Source organism: Variovorax paradoxus, assembly GCA_016806145.1.
Taxonomy (GTDB): Bacteria; Pseudomonadota; Gammaproteobacteria; order Burkholderiales; family Burkholderiaceae_C; genus Variovorax.
The window spans coordinates 624,627-650,822 of sequence record CP063167.1; the positions used below are offsets into that span (position 1 = coordinate 624,627).

Annotated in this window: 21 protein-coding genes; 2 read left to right on the plus strand and 19 right to left on the minus strand. The window is 71.7% G+C overall.

Features of this window, described 5'->3' with window-relative positions; all coding sequences use genetic code 11:
- Positions 1-8: 8 nt before the first annotated feature.
- On the minus strand, positions 9-3,518 hold the full coding sequence (locus INQ48_33875) for an indolepyruvate ferredoxin oxidoreductase family protein (protein QRF62519.1): 3,510 nt from the start codon (positions 3,516-3,518) through the stop codon (positions 9-11).
- A gap of 119 nt (positions 3,519-3,637) precedes the next feature.
- Between INQ48_33875 and INQ48_33880 the strand changes: the two genes are divergently transcribed.
- Complete coding sequence (locus tag INQ48_33880) at positions 3,638-4,132, plus strand: Lrp/AsnC family transcriptional regulator (protein ID QRF62520.1); 495 nt, start codon at positions 3,638-3,640, stop codon at positions 4,130-4,132.
- Positions 4,133-4,142: 10 nt separating this feature from the next.
- Here the strand turns inward: INQ48_33880 and INQ48_33885 are convergent, their stop codons facing one another.
- The 17 genes from INQ48_33885 to INQ48_33965 form a co-directional block, all read right to left on the minus strand.
- Complete coding sequence (locus INQ48_33885; GenBank protein ID QRF62521.1) at positions 4,143-5,552, minus strand: FAD-binding protein; 1,410 nt, start codon at positions 5,550-5,552, stop codon at positions 4,143-4,145.
- 15 nt (positions 5,553-5,567) lie between these two features.
- Positions 5,568-6,332: an ABC transporter ATP-binding protein gene (locus INQ48_33890; GenBank protein QRF62522.1), complete on the minus strand. Its 765-nt coding sequence runs from the start codon at positions 6,330-6,332 to the stop codon at positions 5,568-5,570.
- Positions 6,329-8,116: a branched-chain amino acid ABC transporter ATP-binding protein/permease gene (locus tag INQ48_33895; GenBank protein QRF62523.1), complete on the minus strand. Its 1,788-nt coding sequence runs from the start codon at positions 8,114-8,116 to the stop codon at positions 6,329-6,331. The genes INQ48_33890 and INQ48_33895 overlap by 4 nt, the downstream gene beginning before the upstream one ends.
- Positions 8,113-9,150 carry a branched-chain amino acid ABC transporter permease gene (locus INQ48_33900; GenBank protein ID QRF62524.1) on the minus strand — a complete coding sequence of 346 codons (1,038 nt, stop codon included), beginning with the start codon at positions 9,148-9,150 and terminating at the stop codon, positions 8,113-8,115. The genes INQ48_33895 and INQ48_33900 overlap by 4 nt, the downstream gene beginning before the upstream one ends.
- Positions 9,151-9,172: 22 nt before the next feature.
- Positions 9,173-10,339 (minus strand): ABC transporter substrate-binding protein, encoded by a 1,167-nt coding sequence (locus INQ48_33905; protein ID QRF62525.1) that lies wholly within the window; start codon positions 10,337-10,339, stop codon positions 9,173-9,175.
- Between the two features lie 49 nt (positions 10,340-10,388).
- Complete coding sequence (locus tag INQ48_33910; GenBank protein QRF62526.1) at positions 10,389-11,402, minus strand: 2Fe-2S iron-sulfur cluster binding domain-containing protein; 1,014 nt, start codon at positions 11,400-11,402, stop codon at positions 10,389-10,391.
- 19 nt (positions 11,403-11,421) lie between these two features.
- Positions 11,422-12,441, minus strand: a complete 1,020-nt coding sequence (locus INQ48_33915) for a hypothetical protein (protein ID QRF63067.1) — start codon at positions 12,439-12,441, stop codon at positions 11,422-11,424.
- 162 nt (positions 12,442-12,603) lie between these two features.
- The gene (locus tag INQ48_33920; GenBank protein ID QRF62527.1) at positions 12,604-13,824 is read right to left on the minus strand and encodes a CoA transferase; all 1,221 of its coding nucleotides are present in this window, start codon (positions 13,822-13,824) and stop codon (positions 12,604-12,606) included.
- A complete protein-coding gene (locus INQ48_33925; GenBank protein ID QRF62528.1) occupies positions 13,821-15,296 on the minus strand; it encodes an AMP-binding protein in 1,476 nt (491 codons plus the stop codon). The genes INQ48_33920 and INQ48_33925 overlap by 4 nt, the downstream gene beginning before the upstream one ends.
- Positions 15,220-16,872 (minus strand): phenylacetic acid degradation protein PaaN, encoded by a 1,653-nt coding sequence (paaN, locus tag INQ48_33930; GenBank protein QRF62529.1) that lies wholly within the window; start codon positions 16,870-16,872, stop codon positions 15,220-15,222. Before paaN ends, INQ48_33925 begins: the two co-directional genes overlap by 77 nt.
- A gap of 6 nt (positions 16,873-16,878) precedes the next feature.
- The gene (locus INQ48_33935) at positions 16,879-18,033 is read right to left on the minus strand and encodes a thiolase (GenBank protein QRF63068.1); all 1,155 of its coding nucleotides are present in this window, start codon (positions 18,031-18,033) and stop codon (positions 16,879-16,881) included.
- The gene (locus INQ48_33940; GenBank protein QRF62530.1) at positions 18,033-18,410 is read right to left on the minus strand and encodes an OB-fold domain-containing protein; all 378 of its coding nucleotides are present in this window, start codon (positions 18,408-18,410) and stop codon (positions 18,033-18,035) included. Before INQ48_33940 ends, INQ48_33935 begins: the two co-directional genes overlap by 1 nt.
- Positions 18,411-18,419: 9 nt before the next feature.
- Entirely contained in the window at positions 18,420-19,202 is a 783-nt protein-coding gene (locus INQ48_33945) for an enoyl-CoA hydratase/isomerase family protein (GenBank protein ID QRF62531.1), read from the minus strand.
- Positions 19,199-19,675, minus strand: a complete 477-nt coding sequence (locus INQ48_33950) for a dehydratase (GenBank protein QRF62532.1) — start codon at positions 19,673-19,675, stop codon at positions 19,199-19,201. Before INQ48_33950 ends, INQ48_33945 begins: the two co-directional genes overlap by 4 nt.
- Before the next feature lie 56 nt (positions 19,676-19,731).
- A complete protein-coding gene (locus INQ48_33955) occupies positions 19,732-20,025 on the minus strand; it encodes a hypothetical protein (protein QRF62533.1) in 294 nt (97 codons plus the stop codon).
- 195 nt (positions 20,026-20,220) lie between these two features.
- Complete coding sequence (locus INQ48_33960; GenBank protein QRF62534.1) at positions 20,221-23,292, minus strand: autotransporter outer membrane beta-barrel domain-containing protein; 3,072 nt, start codon at positions 23,290-23,292, stop codon at positions 20,221-20,223.
- A 389-nt stretch (positions 23,293-23,681) separates the two neighbouring features.
- Positions 23,682-24,248: a helix-turn-helix transcriptional regulator gene (locus tag INQ48_33965; GenBank protein QRF62535.1), complete on the minus strand. Its 567-nt coding sequence runs from the start codon at positions 24,246-24,248 to the stop codon at positions 23,682-23,684.
- Positions 24,249-24,326: 78 nt separating this feature from the next.
- Between INQ48_33965 and INQ48_33970 the strand changes: the two genes are divergently transcribed.
- Positions 24,327-25,220 (plus strand): SDR family oxidoreductase, encoded by an 894-nt coding sequence (locus INQ48_33970; GenBank protein ID QRF62536.1) that lies wholly within the window; start codon positions 24,327-24,329, stop codon positions 25,218-25,220.
- An 8-nt stretch (positions 25,221-25,228) separates the two neighbouring features.
- Here INQ48_33970 and INQ48_33975 read toward each other — a convergent pair whose 3' ends face one another.
- Entirely contained in the window at positions 25,229-26,128 is a 900-nt protein-coding gene (locus INQ48_33975) for a DMT family transporter (GenBank protein QRF62537.1), read from the minus strand.
- Positions 26,129-26,196: the final 68 nt, after the last annotated feature.

Sequence of the window (26,196 nt, forward strand, 5' to 3'; positions counted from 1 at the left end):
CTGCTCGATCAGGCGGTCTTCAGCGCGGGCGGCTGCATCGCGGGCGGCGGTGCATCGTGCGCCGCCAGCAGCACGGGCAGGTTGCGACGGTACTCGGCGATGCCGCGCGCCTTCACGTGCCCGTAGCCACGGATCTTCTCGGGCAGCGCCGCGACCGCCACCGCGCTGCCGATGCGCTCGTTCGTCAGCCCGTCGAGCAGGCGCCCGACGAGCCCTTCGTACTCGACCACCAGCGCGCGCTCCTCGCGCCGCTCGGCCAGCCAGCCGAAGGGATCGAGCGGCGTGCCGCGCAGGCCGCGCAGCGCCGCGAGCGTGCGGAACACCGGGAGCATCCAGGCGCCGAAGCTGCGCTTTAGCACCTTTCCATCCGCGCCGCGCTTCTCGAAGATCGGCGGCGCCAGGTGGAATTGCAGCTTGAAGTCGCCCTCGAACTGGCTGCGCAGGTTCTGCAGGAACTCGGGCCGCGCATGCAGCCGCGCGACCTCGTACTCGTCCTTGTAGGCCATCAGCTTGAACAGCGAACGCGCCACCGCCTCCGCCAGCCGCGGCCGCCGCGCACCGGGCGCGACCGCGCGCTCGGCGGCCTCCACGCGGCGCACGGTGTCGAGGTAGCGGCGCGCATAGCGCGCGTCCTGGTAGTCGGTGAGGAAGCGCACGCGCTCGTCGAGCAGCTTCTCGAAGGACTGCGGCAGGTTCAGCGTGACGACGCTGCCGCGGTCGCCCATCAGCGTCTGGCGCCATTGCGGATCGGCGGCCGTGAGCCGGCCGGCCGCGAAGGCGCGCTTGTTGGCGGCCACGGCCACGCCGTTGAGCTCGATCGCGCGCATCAGTGCCGCCAGGCTCACCGGCACGCCGCCCTGCTGCCAGGCATGGCCGAGCATCAGCATGTTGGCGCCGATGGCGTCGCCGAGCAGCGCCTTGGCGGTGGCGTTCGCATCGATGCGCTCGACCTGCGCGGCACCCGCGGCGGCCTCGATCTTGGCGAGCAGCGCGTCCTCGCGGTAGGGCAGATCGGGCTGGCGCGTGAACTCGGCCAGGGTCTGCAGGTGGGTGTTGACCACCACGCGCGTGCGGCCCTCGCCGATCACGCCCAGCACGTCGGGCAGCACGCCCACCACCAGGTCGGCGGCGATCAGGGTGCGCGCGGTGCCCGGCAGCAGGCGCACCGCGTGCAGGCGATCGGGCGTGTCGGCCAGACGCACGTGGCTCACGACCGAACCGCCCTTCTGCGCGAGCGCGGTGAAGTCGAGCACCGAGATGCCCTTGCCCTCGAGGTGCGCGGCCATCGCGATCAGCGCGCCGAGCGTGATGACGCCGGTGCCGCCGACGCCCGCGATCATCAGGTCGAAGGGCTGCGCGAGCGAAGGCAGCGCGGGCAGCGGCAGCGCGGCCGCGAGCGCCTCGGGGTCCTGCGCAGGCGCGGCCGCCGTGCCCTTGCGCAGGCTGCCGCCGAGCACGCTCACGAAGCTGGGGCAAAAGCCCTCGGCGCACGAGAAGTCCTTGTTGCAGCTCGACTGGTCGATCTGGCGCTTGCGGCCGAACGAGGTCTCGAGCGGCGCGACCGACAGGCAGTTCGACTGCGTGCCGCAGTCGCCGCAGCCTTCGCAGACCTCGGGGTTGATGAGCACGCGCCGCGCCGGATCGGGATAGCTCTTGCGCTTGCGGCGGCGGCGCTTCTCGGCCGCGCAGGTCTGGTCGTAGACCAGCACCGTGACGCCCGCGATCTCGCGCAGCTCGCGCTGCACCATGTCGAGCTCGCGCCGGTGCCGCACCTGCACGCCCGCGGCCAGCGTCACGCCGTGGTAGCGCTGCGGCTCGTCGGTCACCACCACCACCTTGCGCGCGCCCTCGCTCGCGACCTGGGTGCAGATCTGCGGCACGCTGGTCTGGCCGTCGACGGGCTGGCCGCCGGTCATCGCCACCGCGTCGTTGAACAGGATCTTGTAGGTGATGTTGGCGCCGCCCGCCACCGCCTGCCGGATCGCGAGGTAGCCCGAGTGGAAGTAGGTGCCCTCGCCCATGTTCTGGAACACGTGCGGCACGCGCGTGAAGGCGCCGCGCCCGAGCCAGTCGGTGCCCTCGCCGCCCATCTGCGTGAGGCCGCCGGTGCCGCGGTCCATCCAGCTCGCCATGTAGTGGCAGCCAACGCCGGCCTGCGCCTGGCTGCCCTCGGGCACCTTGGTCGAGCTGTTGTGCGGGCAGCCCGAGCAGAAGTACGGCAGCCGCCGCATGCCGTCGGCCTCGTTCGACAGCGCCGCGCGCTCGACGAAGCGCGCGCTGTCGATGCGCGCGGCCAATGGGTGGTCGACGGCGCGCAGCCACGTCAGCAGCGCGGCGGCGATGCTCGCGGGCGAGAGCTGGCCGGTCCAGGCCAGCAGCGGATGGCCCTCGAGGTCCTGCTTGCCGCAGACCGTGGGCCGGCGCGCGCGGTTGAACACCCGATCCTTGAGCTGCTGCTCGACCACCGAGGCCTTCTCCTCGATCACCAGCACATGCGACAGCCCTTCGCAGAAGCGGTCGGCGCCCTCAGCATCGAGCGGGAACACCAGGCCGGGCTTGTAGAGCCGCAGGCCGAGCGCCGGCAGGTCGTCGGCGCCAAGGCCGCAGCGCTGCAGCACCTCCATCAGGTCGTGGAAGGATTTGCCGACCGCCACGATGCCGGCCGTGGCCTCGGGCGCCGGCACCACCAGGCGATCGAGCGGATTGCCGCGCGCGAAGGCGCTGAAGGCCTCGAGCTTGGCGGCCAGCCGCAGCTCGACGGCCGGCGTGAGGAAGTCGCTGGTGCGGTATTCGAGCGCGGAGGTGTCGGGCAAGTCGGCCGGCGCGGGCCTTGCGAGCGCCGCGCCCGAGGAGGCCTCGACCGAACGCGCGCTCTCGACCGTCTCCGAGATCGCCTTGAACGCGACCCAGGTGCTAGCATGGCGCGAGGCGGCCCAGCCCCAGAGGCCGAAGGCCTCATACTCGTCGACCGAGGCCGGATGCACGATCGGTATGCCCCAGCCCATCAGCGACAGGTCGCTGGCATTGGGAATCGACGACGAGGTGGCCGCATGGTCGTCGCCCACCACCATCAGCACGCCGCCGCGGCGCGAGGTGCCGGCCGCGTTGCCGTGACGGATCGCATCGCCCGCGCGGTCCACGCCCGGGCCCTTGCCGTACCACATGGCGAACACGCCATCGACCTCGCGCTCGGGGTCCAGGCCGACCTGCTGCGTGCCCATCACCGCGGTGGCGGCCAGGTCCTCGTTGATCGCCGGCAGGAAGCGGATGCCGTGCTCGGCCAGGTCCGACTTCGCGCGCCACAGCTCGGTGTCGACGCCCGCGAGCGGCGAGCCGCGGTAGCCGCTCACGTAGCCGGCGGTGTTCCAGCCGCGGGCCTTGTCCTCCTGCTGCTGGCGAAACAGCAGGCGCACCAGCGCCTGGGTGCCCGTGAGGAACACGCGGCCGGTGCGCGCGGTGCGGTTGTCTTCGAGCCGGTAGCCTGTCTCCAGCGCGGGCGCTGCTTCTTCTGTCTGCATGGTGTGGATCCGTCCATCGGGGGGAAGATCAAATATTAATCCGTCTGGACAGCATATATAATTGCGATCCATGCGGTGTTGGTGACAACCCGGCATGTTTCATTCCGGAGATCGCCGCCATGGGAAAGACCGATTCGACGCCGCTGTCCGACGCGCCCACGCGCCGCATCCTCGACCTGCTGCAGGCCGACGGCCGCATGACGGTGCAGGCGCTGGCCGACGAGGTGGGCCTGTCCTCGGCGCCCTGCTGGCGCCGGCTGCGCGAACTCGAGGACAGCGGCATCATCCGCCGCTTCGTCGCGCTGGTCGACCGCAACAAGGTCGGGCTGCACGGCTGCATGTTCACGCAGATCAGCCTCGAGCGGCATTCGGAAACGGTGGTGGCGGCCTTCGAGCGCGCGGTGCAGGCCACGCCCGAGATCCTCGAATGCTGGGTCACCACCGGCGACGGCGACTACATCCTCAAGATCGTGGTGCCCGACGCGCTGGCCTTCGACCGCTTCCTGCACCGCTTCATGCTCAAGCTCGAGGGCATCCGGCAGATCAAGACCTCGGTGGCGCTGCGCGAGGTGAAGAACGACACCCGGCTCGATCTGACGCGGGTGCCGCTGTAGCGGAAAAGATTCAAACGCTGCGTTGCCGCAGCACCTTCCCCGGATTCATGACCCCGCGCGGATCGAGCGCCTGCTTGATCGCCGCCATCACGCGCATCGAGGCGCCGCGCTCGAGTTCGAGGAAGTCGAGCTTGCCGTAGCCGATGCCGTGCTCGCCGGTGCAGGTGCCGCCCATCGCGATGGCGCGGCGCATCAGCCGCGCGTTGAGCGTCTCGGCGCGCGCCATCTCGTCGGCATCGGCGGGATCGACCACCACGCACAGGTGGAAGTTGCCGTCGCCCACGTGGCCGCACATCGGCGCGGTGAGCCCGAGTTCCTCGACGTCGGCGCGCGCCGCCAGCACCGCCTCGCTCAGGCGCGAGATCGGCACGCAGGCATCGGTGGGCATGCCCTGGCAGCCGGGGCGCAGCGCGAGCGCGGCCCACCACACGTCGTGGCGCGCCTGCCAGAGCCGGCTGCGCTGCTCGGGCGTGTCGGCCCAGGCGAAGCCCACGCCGCCGTGCTCGGCCGCGAGCTCCTCGGCCACGCGCACCTGCTGCGCCACGCTCTCGGGCGCGCCGTGGAACTCGAGGAACAAGGTGGGCATGACCGGCAGCCCGAGCTTCGCGTAGCGGTTGCAGGCCTCGACCTGCTGTGCATCGAGGAACTCGATGCGGCCCACCGGCACGCCGGTCTGCATGATCGCGGTGACCGCCTCGATGGCCGCGCGCAGGTCGGGAAAGCCGCAGCGCGCGGCCACGATCTGCTCGGGCAGCGGGTGCAGCCTGAGGCCCACCTCGGTGACGATGCCCAGCGTGCCCTCGGCACCGGTGAACAGGTGCGTGAGGTCGTAGCCCGCGGCCGACTTGCGCGCGCGCCCGCCGGTGCGCACCACCTCACCGTCGGGCAGCACCACCTCGAGCGACATCACGCTCTCGCGCATGGTGCCGTAGCGCACGGCGTTGGTGCCCGAGGCGCGCGTCGACACCATGCCGCCGATCGAGGCATCGGCGCCGGGATCGATCGGGAAATGCAGGCCGCTGCCGTGCAGCGCCGCGTTGAGCTGCTTGCGCGTCACGCCGGCCTGCACGCGGCAGTCGAAGTCGGCCTCGTGGATCTCGAGCACGGCATTCATGCGCGAGAGGTCGATGCAGATGCCGCCATGCAGCGCGGCGACGCCGCCTTCGCACGAGGTGCCGGTGCCGAACGGGATCATCGGCACCGAGGCCGCGTGGCACAGCCGCGCGACCGCGGCCACCTCCTCGGTCGATTCGGCGAACACCACCGCGTCGGGCGCATGCAGCGGATGGAAGGACACGTCCTTGCCGTGCTGGTCGCGCACCGCCTGGCCGGTCGCGCAGCGCTCGCCGAAGCGTTCGCGCAGCTGGTGGATCACGGCGGCGACGGGGCGCTCGCGCAGCGCGAGGGATTCTTCGTTCATCGGGGGTCTCCTTCTTCAGGCCGCCAGCCTCTCGGGCGGCATCGATTGGGTCGGGGCCGAGGGCGCCGCGGCCCGCCCCAGGTAGCTGTCGGCGACCCGCGCATCGCGCGCGACCTCGGCGGCCGGCCCCTGCAGGCTCACGCGGCCCATCTCGAGCACGTAGGCATGGTCGGCCACCTCGAAGGCGGCGCGCGCGTTCTGCTCGACCAGCAGGATCGCCACGCCCTGCGCCTGCAGCCGCCGCACGGTGGCGAAGATGTCGCGCACCACCAGCGGCGCGAGCCCCAGGCTCGGCTCGTCGAGCAGCAGGATGCGCGGGCGCGCCATCAGCGCGCGACCCAGCGCGAGCATCTGTCGCTCGCCACCCGAGAGCGTGTGCGCCAGCTGCGCATGCCGCTCGCCCAGGCGCGGGAACAGCGCATACACGCGCTCCATCTCGGCGGCGATCGCGCGCCGGCCCGCGCGGCGCCAGCAGAAGGCGCCGAGCTCGAGGTTGTCGGCCACGCTCATGGTGCCGAACAGGTCGCGCTGCTCGGGCACCAGCGAAAGGCCCATGGCCACGCGGCGCTCGGGCGAAACGAAGCGCAGGTCGGTGCCGTCGAGCCGCACCTCGCCGCTCATCGGCAGCCGGCCCATGAGCGCGGCCAGCAGGGTGGACTTGCCGGCGCCGTTGGGGCCGACCACGGTGACGATGCCCGAGGGCGGCACCGACACGTCGACCTCGTGCAGCGCGGGGATGCGGCCATGGAACGCGCACAGCGCGCGGGCTTCCAGCGTCATGCCGCGCTCCCCAGATAGGCCTGCTGCACGCGCGGGTCGTCGCGCACCGCCTGCGCCTCGCCCTCGGCGATCTTCTGGCCGAACTGCATCACGACCAGGCGGTCGGCGATGTCCATGATGAATTCCATGTCGTGATCCACGATGAGCACGGTCACGCCCTCGCCGCGCAGCTGCTTGAGCAGCGCGGCCAGGGTCTTCTTCTCCTGGTGCCGCAGGCCGGCCGCGGGCTCGTCGAGCAGCAGCAGCTGCGGGCGGGCGCACAGGGCGCGCGCGATCTCCAGGATGCGCTGCTTGCCCAGCGGCAGGCTGGCGGCCGGCGCATCCGCGAGGTCCTCGAGGCCGCAGCGCCGCAACTGCGCCAGTGCCATGGCCTCGATCGCGGCTTCCTCGCGGCGATCGAGCCGCAGCATGGCGCGCAGCCAGCCGTCGCCGCCGAGCAGGTGGCAGCCGAGCGCCGCGTTGTCGCGCACGCTCATGTCGGCCACCAGCTTCACGTGCTGGAAGGTGCGCGCCACGCCGCGCGCGGCCACATGGCGCGCGCCGAGCGCGTCGATGCGCTGGCCGCGCAGGGTGATCGCGCCTGCGCTGGCGGGCAAGAGGCCGGTGATCAGGTTGAACAGCGTGCTCTTGCCCGCGCCGTTGGGCCCGAGCAGCGCGACGATCTCGCCGCCGCGCACCTCGAAGGAAACGCGGTTGACCGCGACCAGCCCGCCGAAGCGCTTCTCGGCCCCGTCGACGCGCAGCAGCACCTCGCCCGGCGCGGCGGCTGCGTGCTGCGCGGGCGCGCGCAGCTCCGCCGGCGCGCCGCGCAGCGCGGGCCGCCGCGGCACGGCAGCCGCGAAGCGCGTCCAGCGCGCGAGCAGCGGCCACAGCCCCGCGTTGGCGCGCGCCAGGATCAGCAGCATCAGCACGCCGAACACCGCCATCTCGAAGTTGCCCGAGCGGCCGAGCAGCGCCGGCAGCACGTCCTGCAGCACTTGCTTGAGCACCACCACCACGCCGGCGCCCGCGAGCGCGCCCCACAGCGCGCCCACGCCGCCCATCACCGCCATGAACAGGTACTCGATGCTCATCTGCAGCCCGAAGGGCGTGGGATTGAGGAAGCGCTGCATGTAGACGTAGAGCCAGCCCGCCATGCCGGCCAGGCCCGCGGCAGTGCAGAACACCGCGACCTTGAGCCGGAACGCATGCGCGCCGAAGGCTTCGGGCAGGTCGGCGCCAGCGCGCAGCGCGCGCACCGCGCGGCCGAGCCGCGAATCGAGCAGGTTGCGCACCAGCCAGAAGGCCAGCGCGAAGCCCAGCGCGATCAGGCAGAACATCGAGCGCTCGGACGCGAAGTCGAAGCCGAACAGGTTCAGCGCAGGAATGCCCGCGAGGCCGTTGAAGCCACCCAGCGGCTCGATGATGCCCAGCCCGTAGTACACGACCACGCCCCAGGCCAGCGTGGCCAGCGACAGGTAATGACCGCCCATCGAGAGCGTGAGCGCGCCGATGCCAGCGGCCGACAGCGTGGCGAGCGCGACGCCGGCCAGCAGCGTGGCCCAGCCCGGCACGCCGTGCGCCACCGCGAGGTAGCCGGCCGCGTAGGCGCCGATGCCGACGAAGGCCGCCTGGCCGAAGGAGATCAGGCCCGCGAAGCCGGTCATCAGCGTGAGCCCGAGCGCCACCGTGGCGTAGAGCAGCACGAAGCTCGCGACCGTAACGTAGTAGCTCGACGCGAACATCGCCACGCCGGCGGCGGCCGCCACGGCGACGGCCGCGAGCACCCAGGAACGAAAGGTCATGAGGCCTCCTGCGAATGCGGGTCGGCCAGCGAACGCCACAAGAGCAGCGGCACGATCAATGCGAACACGATGATCTCCTTGGCGGCGCTCGCGCCGTAGGACGAGAAGGCCTCGAGCAGGCCCACCACGAGCGAGCCCGCGGCGGCGAGGACGTAGCCCGAGAGCCCGCCGACGATCGCGCCGACGAAGCCCTTGAGCGCGAGCAGGAAGCCCGAGTCGTAGTAGATGGTGGTGAACGGGCCGATCAGCACGCCCGAGACCGCGCCGATGAAGGCGGCGATGGTCAGCGCCAGTTCGCCCGAGTGGTCGGGCGAGATGCCGACCAGCCGCGCGCCGTCGCGGCACACGGCGGTGGCGCGCAGCGCCTTGCCGCTCAACGTGTGGCCGAAGAAGGCGAAGAACACGGCCACCAGCACGGCGCTCGCCGCCACCACCGCCAGCGTCTGCGGCGCCATCGGCAGTCCCGCGAGCAGGCCGGCCGGCAGTTCGAAGCCCGGCAGCCGCGAGCCTTCGGGCCCGAACACGTACAGGCCCAGCGCCACCAGCACGAAGTGCAGTGCGATCGCCGCCACCAGCAGCACCAGCGGCGAGGCACTGCCCATCGGCCGGAACACGGTGCGGTAGATCAGCGGCCCCATCGCCGTGACCAGCGCCACGGCCGCGGCCGTCTGCATCCAGGCCGGCGAGCGCGCATCGACGCCGAACCAGGCGAAGGCGCAGGCCGCCAGCGGCAGCGCGCCGAGCAGCGCGAGCCGGCCGCCCAGCCCCGCGAGGTTGCGCTGCCGCAGGCGCTCGGCGGCTTCCATGCCGCAGGCCAGCAGGGCCACCGCCGCCACCGGCACCGCCAGCCCGGGCGCCTGGCCCTGCTGGAAGGCCGCGATGGTCAGCACGCTGGCACTGACGAATTCGCCCTGCGGGACGAACACGATGCGCGTGACGGTGAAGACCATCACGAGCGCCAGCGCCAGCAGCACGTAGACCGCGCCGCTCGCGAGGCCGTCCTGCACCAGCAGGCCGAAGATCTGCATGTCCATGATCTGTAGGGTCCGTCGCGCGTCAGGGGATGTACTTCCAGCCGCCCTTCTCGATGCGCACCATCACCCGGCTGCGCTGGTCCAGGCCGATGTGGTCCTTGGGCCCGAGGCTGTAGACGCCGTTGGTGGCATGCAGGTCCTGCGTGGACTCGATCGCGTCGCGCAGCGCCTTGCGGAATTCGGGCGTGCCGGGCTTGGCGCCCTTGAGCGCGCGCGGTGCCGCGTCCTGCAGGATCAGCGCCGCATCCCAGAGGTAGGCGGCGAAGGTGGAGCGCTGGCCCGCGTTGGGCAGCGCCTCGTACTTGCGGATGAATTCGAGCGAGGGCTTCTTCGCCGGATGGCTGTCGGGCAGTTGCTCGGCCACCAGCACCGGGCCGGCCGGCACGAAGGTGCCCTCGAGCTTGGCGCCGCCCACGCGCAGGAAGTCGTTGTTCGCCACGCCATGGGTCTGGTAGACCTTGCCGCGGTAGCCGCGGTCGAACAGCGTGGCCTGCGGCAGCACCGCGGGCGTGCCCGAGGCCGCGATGAACACCGCGTCGGGCTGCGAGGCCAGCAGCTTGAGCACCTGACCGGTGACCGAGGCGTCGGTGCGCGTGTAGCGCTCGTTGGCCACCACCTCGATCTTGCGCAGCTCGGCGAACTTGCCGAACTCGCGCCACCAGCCTTCGCCGTAGGCGTCGTTGAAGCCGATGAAGGCCACGCGCTTCACGCCGTTGTCGGCCATGTGCTTGATGATCGCGGTCGCCATGTGGGTGTCGCTCTGCGGCGTCTTGAAGGCCCAGCGCTTGCGGTCGTCCACCGGCTCGACGATGGCGCCCGAGCCCGCGAGGCTGATCATCGGCGTGCCGCTTTCCACCAGCACGTCGAGCACGGCCAGCGAGTTGGGCGTGAGGCTCGGCCCGATCAGCAGGTCGATCGCCGACTCGGAGATCAGCTTGCGCACGTTCTTGACCGTGGTCGAGGTGTCGGACGCGTCGTCGAGCAGGATGTAGTTGATCTTCTCGCCGCCCGCGGTGGCGGGCAGCACCGACACCGTGCGCTGCTGGGTCACGCCCACCGAGGCCGCGGGCCCGGTGGCCGAGACCACCACGCCCACGTTGATGTCGGCCCGCGCGCCCGAAAGCGCCGCGAAGCACAGTGCCGCGCCGAAGGCGGCGGCCCGGAAGCGGGCCTTTGCAATCTCGATCATCGTTGTCTCCTTTTATGTGTCTGTCGTACCGAAAAAAATCGAAGGTTCGCTAGGTCTGCGCCACCGGCGTGAAGCTGTCGGCCGAGATCGCCGTGCTCTCCATGCCCAGCGCGATGCAGGTGTCGGAACAGGCCGCGACGAAGCCCGGCGAGCCGCCGATCACCGCGCGGGCGCCGGCCAGCGAGCCATGGTTCTCGCGCAGCCACGAGGGCGCGTACTGCTGCTTCATGCAGAAGCGGCTGCGCGCCTCGGTCACCAGCAGTGCATAGCGGAAGTTCGGATGCGCGCGGGCCAGCCCCGCGAGGCGGTCCATCAGCATCAGCTCGGCGTCGTCGCGCACCGAGAACAGCAGCGTCATCGGGCTGATGTCGCCATGCGCGAGCGCGTCCTCCATGATCGAGAGCACGGGCGCCAGGCCGGTGCCGCCCGCGAGGCCGAGAACGGTGCCCTCGCCTTCGGGCAGCCGGCAGGTGCCGTAGGGCCCGGTCACGCCGACGCTGTCGCCGGGCTGCAGCAGGTCGTGGATGTGGCCGCTGGCCGCGCCGCCCGGATGGCGCGCCACCAGCAGCTCGATCAGGCCCGTGCTCGAAGGCACGGTCGCGAGGCTGTAGCGCCGGTGCGGCGACAGGCCCGGCAGCGCGAGCTCGACGTAGGCGCCGGCCTGCGCCTCGAAGCGCAGCGGCTCGCTCGCCTGCAGCACCAGCCGCCGCACGCGCGGCGTGAGCGGGGTGTTGCACAGCACGCGCGCCTCGAAGCTCTGCACGGCCGAGCCCTCGCCGCCCGGGATCGGCTGCACGGTGCGCAGATGCACCTCGGCGCTCAGCGGCCGCGCCTGGCACATCAGGCAGAAGCCCTCGGCGATCTCCTGGTCGGAGATCGCGAGGCCCAGCGACCAGCCGTTGTCGACCGTGCCCTGCGTGACGCGTGCCTTGCACATGCCGCAGGAGGCGCCGCGGCACTGGTGCGGCAGCACCACGCCTTGCGACAGCGCGGCGTCCAGGATGATGTCTCCCTCGGGGACGCCGAAGCGGATCGCCTCGTTGACGAGGATCGTTCGGCTCATGTTCATCGATGTCATGCGCCTAGAAGATCGGGATCACCTTCTCGGGATCGAACACCACCTCCTTGCCCTCGATGCCGACTTCGGGCAGCGCGGGGAATTCGATGCCGTAGGGATCGAGGTTGGCCTTCATGCGCAGCACGGCCGTCTTCCAGTTGGCCTTGCGTTCGTCGAGCGTGAGGATGCCCAGGCCGGCGCTGCGCGCGACCTCGTCGATCTGGCGCTGCGCGGGAATGAAGGTGGGCGGCAGCTTCCAGAACTGCTCGGGCGGCTCGTGCAGGATCCCTGAGAGGAACACGAAGCCCGCGCGCAGCTGGATGCTGATCATCTGCTTGTCTTCCTCGGTGAGCACCGGCAGCAGCTTCTGCAGCACCGCCAGGCAGATGCCCAGGTGGCGGCCCTCGTCCTGGCCGATGCGCTTGAAGGCTTCCTTGAACACCGGGATGGTGGTGCGCTGGTACATGCCGTGGAACAGCGTGCTCGAGGCCACCTCGCCGAACAGGAAGGAGGTGAACAGGATCGCGAGCGGGTACTTGTCGACGCCGTTCTTGAAGCCGGTCCAGTAGCGCGAGCCGTTGTAGTAGAGCCACTCGATGTTGTTGCGTGCGAGATGCCCGAGCGGCGTCTCGGGCACGTAGCCGAGCGGGCCGCCGGGCGTGAGGCGCTTGATGGCGCGGCCGCAGACTTCCTCGTGGTTCATCTCGTCGCGCACGACCGAGAAGAAGCACTTGCGCACCGGGTCCTCTTCCTTGCTCTCGTAGGTGTGGATCATGGCGCGCGCGAAGACCGACGGCCCCGAGCCGTCGAACACCGCGAGCAGCGAGAACCAGTAGGCCATGGCGTAGCGCTGGTCGAGGCTGTAGTCCTCCACGCGCAACGTGTCCCAGGCCAGCGTGTGCGGCGACCAGCCCGGATCGCGCGCGGCGTCGTAGATGTCGTAGAGCTTGGGCGTCTCCACAGGCCACTCGAGCGGAAAGATGTTGGGCCCGTCGATGCCGGGCGCGGCCTTGATCTCGGCGAGCAGGGTCTGTGGGTCGGGCATGGCGAGCACCTGCTCGGGCGGCGAGGTCAGCGCGCGCGCGAGCGCGGCGGTGTCCTGGGCGTTGTCCAGGTGGGTGGGGGACGGGTTCATCGGGAATCTCTCCTTGTCATGTGTTCGGATGGGAGGGGTGGTGGATAATTGATTAGCCTTCCAGACGGCATATCAATTGGCAAAGGAAGAACGCGCATGCGGAATCGCGCCCGCGCGGGTGGCTTCGGCGAGCTCGGCTTCGCCAAGGCCGGCGGCGCGCAGCACCTCGAGGCTGTGCGCGCCGAAGGCCGGCGCCGCGGTGCGGTAGCTGGCCGGCGTGCGCGACAGCGACACGGCCGAGGCCACGCCCATCTGGCCGCCGGCCTCGACGAAGCGTTCGCGGTGCAGCGCATGCGGATGGGTGCGCACGCCGCCGACGTCGAGCACCGGGCCGCAAGGCACGCCCGCGCGCATCAGTTCCCGTGCGATGGCCTCGCCGTCGCGCGTGGCCAGCAGCGCCTCGAGCTCGGCCTTGAGCGCCGCCGCGTTCGCGAGCCGCTCGCTGTTGTGCGCGAAGCGCGGATCGTCGGCCAGTTCGGCGCGGCCCAGCAGCGCAACCAGGCGGCGGAACTGGCCGTCGTTGCCTACGGCGATGAACACATTGCAGCTGCGCGTGGCGAAGGCATCGTAGGGACAGATGTTGGGATGCGCGTTGCCGCTACGCCCCGCGACGCGGCCCGACAGGAAGTGGTTGGGCAGGTGCGGGTGCATCAGCGAGACGCCGGTGTCGAACAGCGTGGCCTCGACCGACTGGCCCCGGCCCGACAGCTCGCGCTCGCGCAGCGCCATCAGGATGCCGATGACCGCGTGCAGCCCGGTCGCGATGTCGATCACCGGGATGCCCATGCGCAGCGGCGCGCCGCCGCGTTCGCCGTTGACCGACATCAGCCCGGTCATGGCCTGCGCGACCGCGTCGTAGCCCGGCAGGCCGCCCAGCGGGCCGTCGGCGCCGAAGCCGCTGACGCGGCAGTGCACCAGGCGCGGGAAGCGTTCGCGCAGGAAGTCCTCGTAGCCGATGCCCCAGCGCTCGAGCGTGCCGGGCTTGAAGTTCTCGACCAGCACGTCGGCGTCCGCCAGCAGGCGCAGCAGCAACGCGCGGCCCTCGGGCAGCGAGAGGTCGAGCGCGACGCCCTGCTTGTTGCGGTTGACGCCGAGGAAGTACGACGCCGCACCGTCGAGGAAGGGCGGGCCCCAGTCGCGCGTCTCGTCGCCCTGCGGCGGCTCGACCTTGATCACCTGCGCGCCATGGTCGGCCAGCATCTGGGTGCAGAAGGGACCGCCGAGTACGCGCGACAGGTCGATGACGCGCAGTCCGGCCAGCGCGCCCGGCGTGGTTTGCGTGGTGTGCGTCATGCCGGGCTGGCCTCCGAGGCGGTGAGCCGCAGCACGCGCGTGGCCTTGGCCTCGTAGCGCGGCAGCGCGCCCTCGTCGTGGCAGCGCACCTCGCACGTGAGGCCCAGCCGGGCGTTGAGCCGCGCGCGCACCTCGCGCGCGAGGTCGTCGCCCGTGCAGGCCGTGCCGGGCACGCGCTCCACGGCCACCTCCATGTGGTCGAGCACGCTGCGCTCGCTGTCGATATAGATCTGCCAGGCATCCTTGGCCAGGCCCTCGACGCCAGCGATCACGTCCTCGATCTGCGAGGGATAGACCAGCACGCCGCGCACCTTGAGCATGTCGTCCGAGCGGCCGATGATGCGGCCGATGCGCGCATAGGCATGGCGGCCGCAGGAGCAGCGGTAGGGCTGGGCCGAGCGGCGCACCAGGTCGCGCGTGCGCCAGCGCAGCACCGGCGAGGCCTCCTTGTCGAGCGTGGTGAAGACGATCTCGCCGACCTCGCCCGGCGCCACCGGGCGCAGGGTCTGCGGGTCGAGGATCTCGCTGAGCACGCTGTCGTCGTTGACCAGGTGCATCTCGTCGTCGCCGTGCGAATGCGGGCAGGAAACGCCGAGCACCGGCCCGCCGGCCTCGGTGGTGCCGTAGATGTTGTGCGCCAGGAAGCCCTCGGGCATCAGCGCCTCCATCTCGCTGCGGAAGGTGGTCGACACCGACTGGCCGCCGAACAGCCCCACGCGCAGCGCCCAGTCGCGGCGCGGGTCGATGCCGGCCTTGCGCGCCTGCTGGATCAGCGTCATCAGCCACAGCGGCGACATGGTCGTGACCGTGTGGCGGTGGTCGCGCAGCCACTGCACCATCAGCTCGCCGCGGCCCGGTCCCACCGGGAAGTTGACCGCGCCATAGGCCTTGAGCGCCTCGTCCATCGAGCTGCCGCCGATCCACAGGCCATAGCCGTAACCCTGGTAGACGCGGTCGCCCGCGCGCACGCCCACCGTGCGGTAGATGCGCGCGAGCTGGCGCACCAGCGTGTCTTCCCAGTCCTTCTGCGTGAAACCGAACAGCACCGGCAGGCCGGTGGTGCCCGAGGTCGCGCAGAAGCGCACCACCTGCTCGAGCGGCACCGTGAGCAGCGGGTACGGATAGAGCGCGCGCAGGTGGCTCTTCTCGAGCAGCGGCAGCGCCTGCAGCGCGGCACGGTCCTTCAGGTCGAACGGGGAGGCGCCAGCCGCCGTGAAATGCGCCCGCCACTGCGGCGACTCCGCGAGCCTGCGGCCGAGCGCGGCGAGCTTGGCGTCCTGGCGCGCCTGCAGCTCGTCGAGCGAGAGGAAATCGTCGGCGGCGTCGGCCGCGGCCTGCGCATTGCGGGATTCGGTCATGGGGCGTCTCCTTTGTTCTTTGGCGGGCGGTCGCGCTTCAGGCGGCGAGGTAGCGGCGCGTCTGCAGCACGCGAAAGCGCGGCAGCACGAAGGCGGTGTCGCACAGCGCCGCATTGCCGGCCGCGTTGTGGCCGCTCACGTGCAGGTCGCTGAAGGCTGCCGACTGGTTCACCAGCACCGGGCCGGTCATGTCGAGCGTGAGGTGCACGCCGGCATCGGCGGCCGCGTTCTTCGCGCGGCGCACGAAGGCCTCGTCGCGCGAGTACACCGACCAGGTGATCGCACCGCGCGAGCGCGTGACCTCGTGCGCATGCCGCAGCGCCGCGTCGGCGTCCTCGGTCACGATCAGCAGGCTGATCGGGCCGAAGTGCTCGCGCGCGATGGTGTCCAGGGCTTCGGGCGGCACGGCGTAGAGGGCCGGGGTGCGCAGCACTGCGTCGGGCAGCTCGGGATGCGCGAGCCGGCGCGAGGCGAACACCGGCTCGCCGAGCGATGCCGCCTCGACGGCGCGTGCCTCGGTGGCATCGCTCTGGATCGCGCCGAGCAATTCGATGGCGCGCACCGGATCGGCGACCAGCTTCGCCACCGCCGCGGCGAGGTCGGCCTTGAAATCCTCGACCGTCTTCGCCGCGCCGTCCTGCAGCCGGATGCCCGCGCGCGGCAGGTAGATGCTCTGCGGCGTGGTGCACATCTGGGCGCTGTAGAGGCTCAGCGTGAGCGCGAGGTTGCGCACCAGGCCGGCGTAGTCTCCGGTGCTCTCGATCAGCACCGCGTTGACGCCGGCCTTCTCGGTGAAGACATGGGCCTGGCGCGCATGGCTCTCGAGCCAGTCGCCGAACTCGGGGCCGCCCGTGAAGTCGATCAGCTTCACGCGCGCATCGAGCGCGAGTGCCTTGGTCTTGGGTGCGGCGCGCGTGTCGACCAGCAGCTGCACCACGTCGGCGTCGAGCCCCAGGCCCGCGAGCACCGTGCGCGCCGTGTCGACGCACAGCGCGAGCGGCAGCACGGCCGTGGGATGCGGCTTCACGACCACCGGGTTGCCCGTGACCAGGCTCGCGAACAGGCCCGGGTAGGAGTTCCAGGTCGGGAAGGTGGCGCAGCCGATCACGGCCGCGATGCCGCGCGGCAGGATCTCGAAAGTCTTCTCCACGCGCAGCGGCCGGCGCGCATCGGGCTTCTCCCACAGCACGCGCGCCGGATAGGCGCCCATCTCGCGCACGGCGATGGCCACGGCCTCGAGCGCGCGGTCCAGCGCATGCGCGGTGCCGGCCTGGAAGGCCATTGCGAACGGCTGGCCGCAGGCATGCATGCAGGCGAAGGCCATCTCGAAGGCACGCTGCTGCAGCGCCTCGAGGATCTCGAGCGCCACCGCGGCGCGCTCGGCCGCATCGAGCGCGGCCCAGGCCGGCGCCGCGGCTTCGGCGCGCGCGAGCACGGCATCGACCGGTTCGTCGGCATAGGCGGTGTCGAAGGGCACGCCGAAGGCGCTGCGCTCATCGCCGCGGATCGCGCCGTCGCGCCGCGTCCAGGCCGCGCGCACGGCGGCCTCGCCGGCTGCGCGCGAGCCGTCGGCGTAGACGGGATGCGTCGGATCCTCGGGATAGGCGCTGTGGTAGCCGCGGCGGGCCACGGCGGCGATCGCATCGGCCAGGCGGCCGGCGTGTTTCAGTTGCAGGTCTTGAAGGGTCATGGTGGGTCAGAGCGTGGCGGCGGTGCCGAAGATCGCGGTGCATTGGCTCGACATGTAGCCGCCCGGCGCATGGGCCAGCGCGAGCTCGGCGCCAGCCACCTGGCGCGCGCCGGCATCGCCGCGCAGTTGCACCACCGACTCGATCGCGGTGTAGATGCCGAACATGCCGGGGTGGCCGAGCGAGAGCCCGCCGCCGCTGGTGTTCATCGGGAAGTCGCCGCCCGGCGAGGCGCGGCCGCCATCGAGGAAGGCACCGCCCTCGCCCTTGGCGCAGAAGCCCGTGTCCTCGGCGAAGACGATCGGCATGATCGTGAAGGCGTCGTAGAACTGGACCACGTCGATGTCCTTCGGGCCCACGCCGGCCTGCGCATAGGCGGTGGCCGACGACACGCTGGCCGCGGTGCGCACCAGGTCCGGCATCTGCGCGATGCTGCGGTGCGTGGCTGCTTCGCCCACGCCGAGCAGGTAGACCGGCTTGCGCCGCAGTTGCGCGGCGCGCTCGGCCGAGACCACGACCAGCGCGCCGCCGCCATCGGTCACGAGGCAGCAGTCGCGCACGGTGAAGGGATGCGCCACCGGCCGCGCCGCGATCACGTCCTCGATGCTCAGCGGCCCGGGATCGGGCGCATCGGTGTCGAGCCGCGCCCAGTCGCGCGCGCTCACCGCCACCTGCGCGAGCTGTTCGCGCGTGGTGCCGAACTCGTGCATGTGGCGCTGCGCGACCATCGCATAGGCCGCGAGCGGGCCCGGGTAGCCATAGGGCACTTCATAGGGGTTGGGTTCGGAATGGGTCGCGAACTGCCCGCCCGCGGATTTCTGCGTGCTGCCATAGGCGATCAGCGCCACCGAGCACAGGCCGGCCGCGATCGCGGCGCGCGCATGGTTGAGGTGCGCGAGGAAGGCGCCGCCGCCGACCTGGGTCGAATCGGTGTAGCGCGGGCGCAGGCCCAGGTATTCGCACAGGCTCAACGTCGGCATGAACAGCTGCAGCCCGGCCGCGAACACGCCGTCGACATCGGCCAGCGAGAGGCCCGCGTCGTCGAGCGCGCGCACCGAGGCCAGCGCCATCGCGTCGAGCGGCGAGGACAGGGCCGGCATCGTCGCGAAGCCGGTGCTGCCGATGCCGGCGATCGCGGCCGCGCCGCGCAGATTTGCGGCCATCATGCGAGCGCTCCGAACACCACGCGGTGCGCGTCGTTCCAGGGCTCGATGCGCGCGGCCACGCGCAGGCCGATGCGCAGCGCGCCGGGCGCCGCATCGACCACCGTGGCCATCATGCGGAAGCCCTCGTCGAGATCGACCAGCGCGATGTTGAAGGCACCGTCGCGCCGCTGCACCTCGGTGCAGGCGTGGACTGTGCCCTCGCCGCGGCTGGTGCGCCATTCGAGTTCACTCGGCCGACCGCCCGGTCCCACGGCCTGGGGCGGAAAGACTGCGCGGCCCGCGCCGTGGTCGAACTGGTAGACCAGCCGGCCTTCGGCGAGCGCGGCGAGGAACTGAGCGCGCGGCGAACGCGCGGCGTCGGGAGTGGAGGTCATGCCCATCGCCTAGCGTCCGATGAAGCGCGGCTTGCGCTTCTGCTGGAAGGCGCCGATGCCTTCGATGCCGTCGGGCCCGGCGAGCGCCTCGGCCTGCGCGATCGCCTCAAGCTCGAGCGTCTCCTCGAAGGAACGCGCGCACGACAGGATGCGCTTCGATGCGGCGAAAGCGGCGGTCGGGCCGCTCGCGATCTCGCGCGCCATCTGCAGCGCGATCTCGTCGAGCGCCTCGGCCGCCACGCTGCGGTTCACGAGCCCCATGGCCGCGGCTTCGCGTCCCGAGAACAGGCGGCCCAGGAAGATCAGCTCGGCCGCGCGGTGCGGCCCGACTCTTTCGCGCAGGTGATGGTGGCCGCCCGAATCGAGCACCGCGCCGATGTTGCGGAACGGGCTGCCGAGCAGCGCATCGTCGGCGACCAGCGCGATGTCGCAGGCCAGCGCGAGCCCGAAGCCGAAGCCCAGCGCGGGGCCCTGCACCGCGGCGATCGTCGGCACCGGGCAGTCGCGCACGGCGGCCAGCACCGGGTTGATCCGCTCGCGCAGGATCGCGAGCGTGTCGTCGGTGCCGGGATGCGTGTCCTTGAGGTCGCGGCCGGCGCAGAAGGCATGGCGCGTGCCGCGCACCAGCACGGCGCGCGCACCGGCCGACACGGCCTCGCCGAGCGCATCGGCGATCGCCGTCATCTCGTCGAGGCGCAGGCTGTTCTTCGCGGCGGGCCGGTCGATCGCGATCACAGCGAGCGACGACTCCAAGGTCAGGCGCACTGCATCGGTGGAGGTGGCGCCGCTCATCGCGCAGCCCCCTCGAAGGCCATCAGGATGCGCAGCTCGCTGGCCATCAGAAGCAACCCGTTCTGGTTGTGGACGTTCCACTGCAGCCGCAGCACGCCATCGATGCCGGGGCGCTTCACGGTCTTCTCGAGCACCGCGGCTTCCAGATGGATGGTGTCGCCGATGAAGGCCGGCGCGGTGAAGCGCAGCGCGTCGCTGCCGTAGTTCGCCACGATCGCCGGCGCCGCAGGCGGAATGCCGAGCCCGGCCGCATAGGCCAGCAGCATCAGGCCGGGCGCGATGCGCTGGCCGAAGCGCGTTCGCGCCGCATGGTGCGCGTCGGTGTGCAGCACGTACCAGTCGCCGGTCAGTGCGCACCACTGAACGATGTCCGCCTCGGTGAGGGTACGGCCGCGCGAGCGGAAGCGCGCGCCCTCCTCGATCCGGTCGAAGTGCTGCTCGAGAAATCCGCAGGTGCTGGTGATGTCGGTCATCGTCTTTATTTAACCTTCCGGACGGAATATAAATGAAGACGAAGACCCGGCGGCAGCTAGGGCTTACCCGAAGAGGCAGAGAAAGGGGGTGGCGGTGACGAGGCTGCGCCGGTGCTTTGCGGTGGGGCAGGCATGGCGCCTTCACCCGGCGTGCGCGCGAACCATCGGAAGACCATGCGGTTCGTCGCCCGCTGCCAGCGCAGGAAAAGGAACCCCACCGTCACCTCGCCCCTGTCGTCGACCGGCACGCCGGCGGCGCGCAGCGCCGCGACCTCTTCCTGCGTGCTCATGCCTCCCGGCAGCACGAGCGTGACCGTCGCGCCGTGGTGAATCTTCTGTCTGGACTGCATCGTTCGTTCCTCTGAAGGTGGACGACGCCGCACCCCGCATGCCGCGAGGTGCGATGACAGCCCACCGGAGGCGGACGGCGCCGTTGCAGCCAAACTAGGGCGGCACCCGGCCCCGCACCGTAGGACGGGGCCAGGCCCCGTCGAGGCGGAGGCTCAGAACGGAACAAATGCACGGCGGCGCGCGGCGCCGTCGACTCACCAGGCCACGCGCACGCCCACGGAAGCACCGATCGAGCTGCGCACCCTCGCGTCGCCGCCGGAGGACCAGAGCTTGCCCAGCTCGCCGTGCAGGCTGGTCGACTCGTTCAGCGCGAGCGTGAAGCCGGCCGCGAGCTCGGTGCTGGTGCCGCCGATCGGTGCCGTGATGTCGGTCACCGCGGCCGCATTCACGAAGCGCGCGGTGTCGCTGCCATTGGCGCGTTTGTAGACGTTGAGTCGTGCATAGGGCTGCAGCGCGCCGGCCGCCGTATCGACCCGGCCCTTGAGCCGCACGCCGGCGCGCGCGGTCCAGCCGTTGTCCGCGTGGCTCTGCACCTGGGCACCCGCGATCGCGGTGCTGTCCAGGTCCAGGCGCTGATGGATCAGTTGCAGCTGCGGCTCGACGGACCAGCCGTTGCCCAGCGCGAGGCTCTGGCCGATTTCCAGCGAGGCCAGCAGGCTGCGCCCGCGGGTCTGCGCGCCGGGGTCGAGCGAGGACGCCGCATCGGCGCGATGGCGCGCGCCCTGCAGCACCACGTCGGCATAGAAGCCGCCGTCGCCGGCGTAGGTGCCGTAGGCGCCGAGGTACTGGCTGCGCAGGTCGTTGCGCCCGGCGCGCAGGTTGCGCACGCCGCTGGCGAAGCCGTCGACGCTCACGTCGCCCTCGAGCTGGCCGACGTAGAGGCCCGCGCGCCAGTTGCCCATGGCGAGAAGGTCGGTGCCGGCCTGCAGGCCGGTGACCCGCCCCTTGCTGCCCGGCGAGACGGTGCCACCCTGGCGGATGTCGATGTCGGCGCTGATCAGCCGGCCCCAGGCGCGCCGCGCGGAAGTGCCCTCGGGCGCGGCGGAGACGGCGGTCTCGTCGCCCCGGCGCAGATGCAGGTTGCCGAGCATCGCGAGGTTGCCCTGGCGCAGTTGCGACGGCAGCGCGGCGTACAGCGAGGCCTGCGGCCGGTAGGCGACCACGGGCGCCCCGATGGGCGCACCGGGCGTGGCCGGGGTACCCGGTGTCGCGACATTCGGCGCATCCGCGCGCAGGTACCAGTTCTCGCCCGCGCCGCTCGCATCGGCCGCGTAGAGCCGGTACTCGTACGCCCCCGCGTCGACGTGGCCGCCGGCAAGCACGAAGGCATCGCGCGTGGTCTGCGCGGTCGTGGTGGCGCCGGCCTGCGCGCTCACCACCTCGATGCCGTTGCCGACGGTGCGCGCGCCCAGCCCGCCGAGGTTGGCGATCTGCACGCGGGTGACGCCGCTGGCGGTGCCGCCGTTGATCACCAGCCGGTCCGAGATGCCGGGGCTGTCGAGCACGGCGCCCAGGCGCAGCACGCCGTTGTTGCCCGTGTAGTTGCCGTTGACGGTCAGCGTCGTGCCGGGCACCGCGCCGACCAGCGACACCGTGCCGCCGTTGGCGAGCGACGCCACGGTCTGGCTGAAGCCCGCGAGGTCGAGCGTCGCGCCCGCGGCCACGGTGTGCGACGAGCCCGCGCTCAGCGCGTTCGTGGCCGTGGTCCTGAGCACGCCCTGCCGCACGTCGGTGCCGCCGGCGTAGGTGTTGGCACCGCTCACCGACAGGGTGCCCGCGCCCGTCTTGATGAAGTCCCCGCGGCCCGTGATCGGGCCCGACCAGGCGAGGTCGTGGCCGTTGGTGTCGATGGTGCCGGTGCCGCCGAGATCGACCGCGGCATTGAGGCTGAGCCTGTCGGCGCCGGCGATGACGGTGGCGCTGGCACCGCTGTCGATCGCGATGGCGCCCGTCAGCGAGACGCCCGTGTCCAGGCGCAGGCTGTTGCTGCCGCCGGTGAAGCGGACCGAGGGCGCGCGGCCAGTGCCGTCGCCGCCGAGCCCGCCGACGATGGCCCCGCTGCTCGTGAGCGCGAGGTTGGCGCCCACCACGCCCGCGCCGCCAGCGCCGTTGGCGCCCCGTGGACCGCCGTTGCTGCTGGCACCGCCCGCGCCACCGGCACCGCCGGTGATGGTCGCGCTGTTGACGATGCTGGCCTGCGCGGCGGACGACCGCAGACCCGCGCCGCCATCGCCGCCCTGCCCGGGCGCGCCCGTCCCGCCCACCCCGCCGCCGGCGTTGCCGCCGGCACCACCCGCGCCACCGACGATCGCGCCGGCGTTGCTCACGCTCGAGGCAGCACCGGCGAGCATCAAGCCGCTGCCGCCCTCGCCACCGCCGCCGCCCGAGGCATTGGCGCGCGCCGGCAGCAATTCCGGACCGCCGGCACCACCGGCGCCGCCCGCGAGCGTGCCGAGGTTGCTCAGTGCGAAGCCCGGCGTGGACGTGCTCACGAAGAAGCCGCTGCCACCGCCGCCGCCCCCACCGCCCTGCGAATACGCCGCGCCACCCTGGCCACCGGCTCCGCCGCGCGAGATGCCGGTGCCGAGCGCGGTGAAATTCGCCGTGGGTGCGAGCAGCGTCGAACCATGGGCACCGGCCCCGCCGCCGCCCGCGGCCCAGTAGCCGTTGCCGCCCGCGCCGCCATCGCCGCCGATGTTGCTGCCGGCCGCGACAGCGGCATTCGGCGCCAGGGCGTTGCCGCGGTAGCCACCACCGCCGCCGCCGCCGTAACCGTTGCCGTTGTTCGCATCGCCGGTGCGCGAGTCACCCGCGCCGCCGTTGGCGCCGCGCGAGACGCCGGGACTCACGATGGCGCTGGAACCGCCCGCCGCGCCGCCCGTGCCCGCGGTGGCACCGGCGAAGGTGCCGATATCGGCCGTCGATCCGGCGCTCGCGCCGGTGCCGGGCGCCGACGCACCGCCATCGCCCGCGCTCGAGCCGAGCGCGCTGTCGTTCAATGCGCCCCGGCCACCACCGACCGAGCCGTTGCCATCGGTCGCGCCGCCGGCGCCGCCATGCAGGATCAGGTTGTCGGTGGGCTGCCCGCCGGCGCCACCGGCCGCCCAGACGGGCGCGGCGCAGGCAAGCGCCGAAGCCATCGCCACCCGCAGCAGCGCGGTGCCGGGGACCGTGCCGTGTCGCTTGCCGTGGCGCCGCGCGGCCCCGGGTGCGGCTGCCCCACCTTGCGGTGTTCCGGTCCAGATCGTCTCGAATGTCGTGTTCATCGTGTGCTCCCATTGCGGGTCCAGAAACCATGCCGGTTTCTCCAGCCACGCGATTCGCCCGGATGCACGCAGTGGGCTTGGGATGAGACGTCGGCAGGAGCCGGCCGGCGAAATGTAAATAGACGTACCCCCGCGTGAAATCACCAGGGGGTACCCCATGCCAGGGCAGTTTCTTTTCGTGTCGGGCGCGCGGGCTCGCCGCGGCGCCTGCGAATGAGGAAGAGGTGCGCCGCTCGCAGAAAGCCCCGCGCCGGGAGCCCGTGCAAGGCTTGCAAAAGGTGGGTAGAGCGGGGGTGCTCCAGGAAGTAACTTGCGCGTGTCGAAAGACACAAGTGCCGCGGCGAAGGGCGCGGGAGCCGGCGCGGCCGCGCCGCGCCGCACGCCAGAGGCTAGACGGCCACCAGCGCCTTCAGGCTCGCCAGCGATGCATCGACGATCTCGCTGTAGCTGCGTCGCTCGGAGGCCTGGACCCATTGCGCGAACGCGATGCGGAACACCGCGATGCCCGCCTCGGCCGCGAGGCTTGCATCGGACTTCTCCACGCCCCTGGCGCGCAAGGCGGCCGCGAGGGCCTCGGACAGCCTAGCCAGCTTGATCAGCTCGCGTTCGTGCAACTCGCTCGTGGCGGCGATCACGGTGGCGCGCTGGTGGGCGTAGCGGCGGCGCTCCTCGTCGAAGAAATCCGCGGCGCCCCTCAGCGCGATGGCCACCGCCTCCATGGCCGAGGCCTGCGCAGGCGCGGCCGCGAGCGCGGCCGTCATCGATTGCTGCAGCAGCTCCGAGCCGTTGAACAGCACTTCGCGCTTGTCCGCGAAGTGGCGAAAGAAAGTGCGCGGCGTGAGACCGGCGCGCTGCGCGATGGCCGCCACCGTGGTCTGCTCATAGCCGATCTCCGCGAACAGCTCCATGGCGGCCACGCGAAAGCGTCCTGCCGCATCGGGCTCCCAACGACCCATCGGACCTCCCAAGTGTTGACACAGTGTGACATCATAGGTTTATACTGATGTCACTTAATGACATCACTGGAGCATTCGATGAAGATTCTTGTCACTGGCGCGTCGGGCTGGATCGGCTCGGCCAGCGTCGCCGAACTCCTCGCGGCCGGGCACGAGGTGCTGGGCCTCGCCCGCAACGACGAAGCCGCCGCCCGGATCGAGCAGCTGGGCGCCGAGGTCGTGCGCGGCTCGCTGGACGATGTCGCGAGCCTGCGCGCCGCGGCGGCGCGCGCGGAAGGCGTGGTGCACCTCGGCTACAACCACGACTTCTCCCAGATGGCCGCGGCGGCCCGCACCGACCGCGCCGCCATCGACGCCTTCGCCGACGTCCTGCAGGGAACCGGCGGCCCGCTGCTGATCGCCTCGGGCACGCTGGGCCTGGCGCCCGGGCGCGTGGGCACCGAGGCCGACATGCCCGCGGCCGCGACCCATCCACGCATCGCGAACGCGGCGTACACGCTCGGCCTGGCGCAGCGCGGCATCCGCTCGCTGGTCGTGCGGTTCGCGCCGACGGTGCATGGCGCCGGCGGCGACCACGGCTTCGTCGCAACGCTGGCCCGGATCGCGCGAACCAAGGGCGTCTCCGCGTACCTGGGCGAAGGCCTCAACCGCTGGCCGGCCGTCCATCGGCTCGATGCCGGCAAGCTCGTGCAGCTCGCGATCGACAAGGCGCCACCGGCCACCGTCCTGCATGCGGTCGCCGAGGAAGGCATCGCCACCAAGGACATCGCGACGGCGCTGGGCCGGTTCCTCGACGTGCCGGCGGAGTCGATCCCCGCCGACCGCGCGGCTTCGCACTTCGACTGGATCGGCATGTTCTTCGGCGCCGATGCGCCCGCCGCCAATGCCAGGACGCGCGAAGTGCTCGGCTGGGAGCCGACGCGCGCGACGCTGCTGCAGGACATTGCCGCGGGGCACTATCCCGGGCACTGATCGCAGCTTCATCGCCACGATCGCCGCACCGAGGTCCCGATCGCGATCCCCGCCACGATCAGCCCCGTCGCCAGCAGCAGCGCGCCATCGGGCCTTTCTCCGAGCGCGAGGTCGGCCGCCAGCAAGCCCACCACCGGCACGCCGAGCAGGCCCATCGAGGTCACGGACGCCGGCAGGTCGCGGTTCACTGTGTTCATTGCCCAGCAGGCGAGCACGGTGCCGATGAGGTTGCTGTAGCCCAGCAGCGCGACGAGTTCCATCGACCAGGCGATGCGCGGCACGCCCTCGATGGCGAGCGCCAGCACCAGTTGCGCGCTGCTCGCCAGCAGCATCTGCCAGGGCAGCAGCTGGAACGGCGGCGTGGTCCACCGATGGGCACGCCCGTAGACGATGCAGGCGGCCCAGCAGGCCGCGGCCAGCAGGATCAGGCCGTGGCCGCGCACCACGCCGGCATCACGCCAGTCGACGGCCGCGGGCTGCAGCAGCACCAGCAGCCCCGCCACGCCGAGCCCCAGGCCCGCGGCGCGGCGCGCGGTGAAGGCCTCGCCGAGGAAGAAGCGGGCCGCGGGCAGCACCCACAGCGGCGTGGTGTAGGCCAGCACCACCGAGCGGCCCGCGCTCAGGTACTGCAGGCCCAGCGCGGCCAGCACCGAGAAGGCCACCATGTGCAGCAGGCCGACGCTCAGGATCACCGGCAGGTCGTGCCGCGTCGGCATGGCCAGCCGGCCCGAGACCGGCAGCACCACCCACAGCACGATGCACGCCGGCACCATGCGCAGCGTGGTGGCCCAGATCGGCGTGACGTGTTCCAGCACCACCTTGCCGACGCTCCAGTTCACGCCCCAGGCGGCGATGACGATTGCAAGCAGAAGGACGGCGGTGCCGCGCGGCGAGGCATTCGAGGACATGGCTGACGGTGGGCAGGGGATGGACCGGAAGCCGCTCAAGATAAGCCGGTGCGGCCTTTCGCACCAGC

What these genes read in the sequence shown, in the direction of transcription:
- INQ48_33905 (QRF62525.1), bottom strand. Translation starts at nt 10,339, where the DNA reads ATGATCGAGATTGCAAAGGCCCGCTTCCGGGCCGCCGCCTTCGGCGCG.
- INQ48_33945 (QRF62531.1), bottom strand. Translation starts at nt 19,202, where the DNA reads ATGAGCGGCGCCACCTCCACCGATGCAGTGCGCCTGACCTTGGAGTCG.
- INQ48_33920 (QRF62527.1), bottom strand. Translation starts at nt 13,824, where the DNA reads ATGACGCACACCACGCAAACCACGCCGGGCGCGCTGGCCGGACTGCGC.
- INQ48_33955 (QRF62533.1), bottom strand. Translation starts at nt 20,025, where the DNA reads ATGCAGTCCAGACAGAAGATTCACCACGGCGCGACGGTCACGCTCGTG.
- INQ48_33935 (QRF63068.1), bottom strand. Translation starts at nt 18,033, where the DNA reads ATGGCCGCAAATCTGCGCGGCGCGGCCGCGATCGCCGGCATCGGCAGC.
- INQ48_33885 (QRF62521.1), bottom strand. Translation starts at nt 5,552, where the DNA reads ATGAACGAAGAATCCCTCGCGCTGCGCGAGCGCCCCGTCGCCGCCGTG.
- INQ48_33950 (QRF62532.1), bottom strand. Translation starts at nt 19,675, where the DNA reads ATGACCGACATCACCAGCACCTGCGGATTTCTCGAGCAGCACTTCGAC.
- INQ48_33925 (QRF62528.1), bottom strand. Translation starts at nt 15,296, where the DNA reads ATGCGGCGCTGTGCGACACCGCCTTCGTGCTGCCGCGCTTTCGCGTGC.
- INQ48_33875 (QRF62519.1), bottom strand. Translation starts at nt 3,518, where the DNA reads ATGCAGACAGAAGAAGCAGCGCCCGCGCTGGAGACAGGCTACCGGCTC.
- INQ48_33900 (QRF62524.1), bottom strand. Translation starts at nt 9,150, where the DNA reads ATGGACATGCAGATCTTCGGCCTGCTGGTGCAGGACGGCCTCGCGAGC.
- INQ48_33970 (QRF62536.1), top strand. Translation starts at nt 24,327, where the DNA reads ATGAAGATTCTTGTCACTGGCGCGTCGGGCTGGATCGGCTCGGCCAGC.
- INQ48_33895 (QRF62523.1), bottom strand. Translation starts at nt 8,116, where the DNA reads ATGACCTTTCGTTCCTGGGTGCTCGCGGCCGTCGCCGTGGCGGCCGCC.
- paaN (QRF62529.1), bottom strand. Translation starts at nt 16,872, where the DNA reads ATGACCCTTCAAGACCTGCAACTGAAACACGCCGGCCGCCTGGCCGAT.
- INQ48_33890 (QRF62522.1), bottom strand. Translation starts at nt 6,332, where the DNA reads ATGACGCTGGAAGCCCGCGCGCTGTGCGCGTTCCATGGCCGCATCCCC.
- INQ48_33960 (QRF62534.1), bottom strand. Translation starts at nt 23,292, where the DNA reads ATGAACACGACATTCGAGACGATCTGGACCGGAACACCGCAAGGTGGG.
- INQ48_33975 (QRF62537.1), bottom strand. Translation starts at nt 26,128, where the DNA reads ATGTCCTCGAATGCCTCGCCGCGCGGCACCGCCGTCCTTCTGCTTGCA.
- INQ48_33940 (QRF62530.1), bottom strand. Translation starts at nt 18,410, where the DNA reads ATGACCTCCACTCCCGACGCCGCGCGTTCGCCGCGCGCTCAGTTCCTC.
- INQ48_33965 (QRF62535.1), bottom strand. Translation starts at nt 24,248, where the DNA reads ATGGGTCGTTGGGAGCCCGATGCGGCAGGACGCTTTCGCGTGGCCGCC.
- INQ48_33880 (QRF62520.1), top strand. Translation starts at nt 3,638, where the DNA reads ATGGGAAAGACCGATTCGACGCCGCTGTCCGACGCGCCCACGCGCCGC.
- INQ48_33910 (QRF62526.1), bottom strand. Translation starts at nt 11,402, where the DNA reads ATGAGCCGAACGATCCTCGTCAACGAGGCGATCCGCTTCGGCGTCCCC.
- INQ48_33915 (QRF63067.1), bottom strand. Translation starts at nt 12,441, where the DNA reads ATGCCCGACCCACAGACCCTGCTCGCCGAGATCAAGGCCGCGCCCGGC.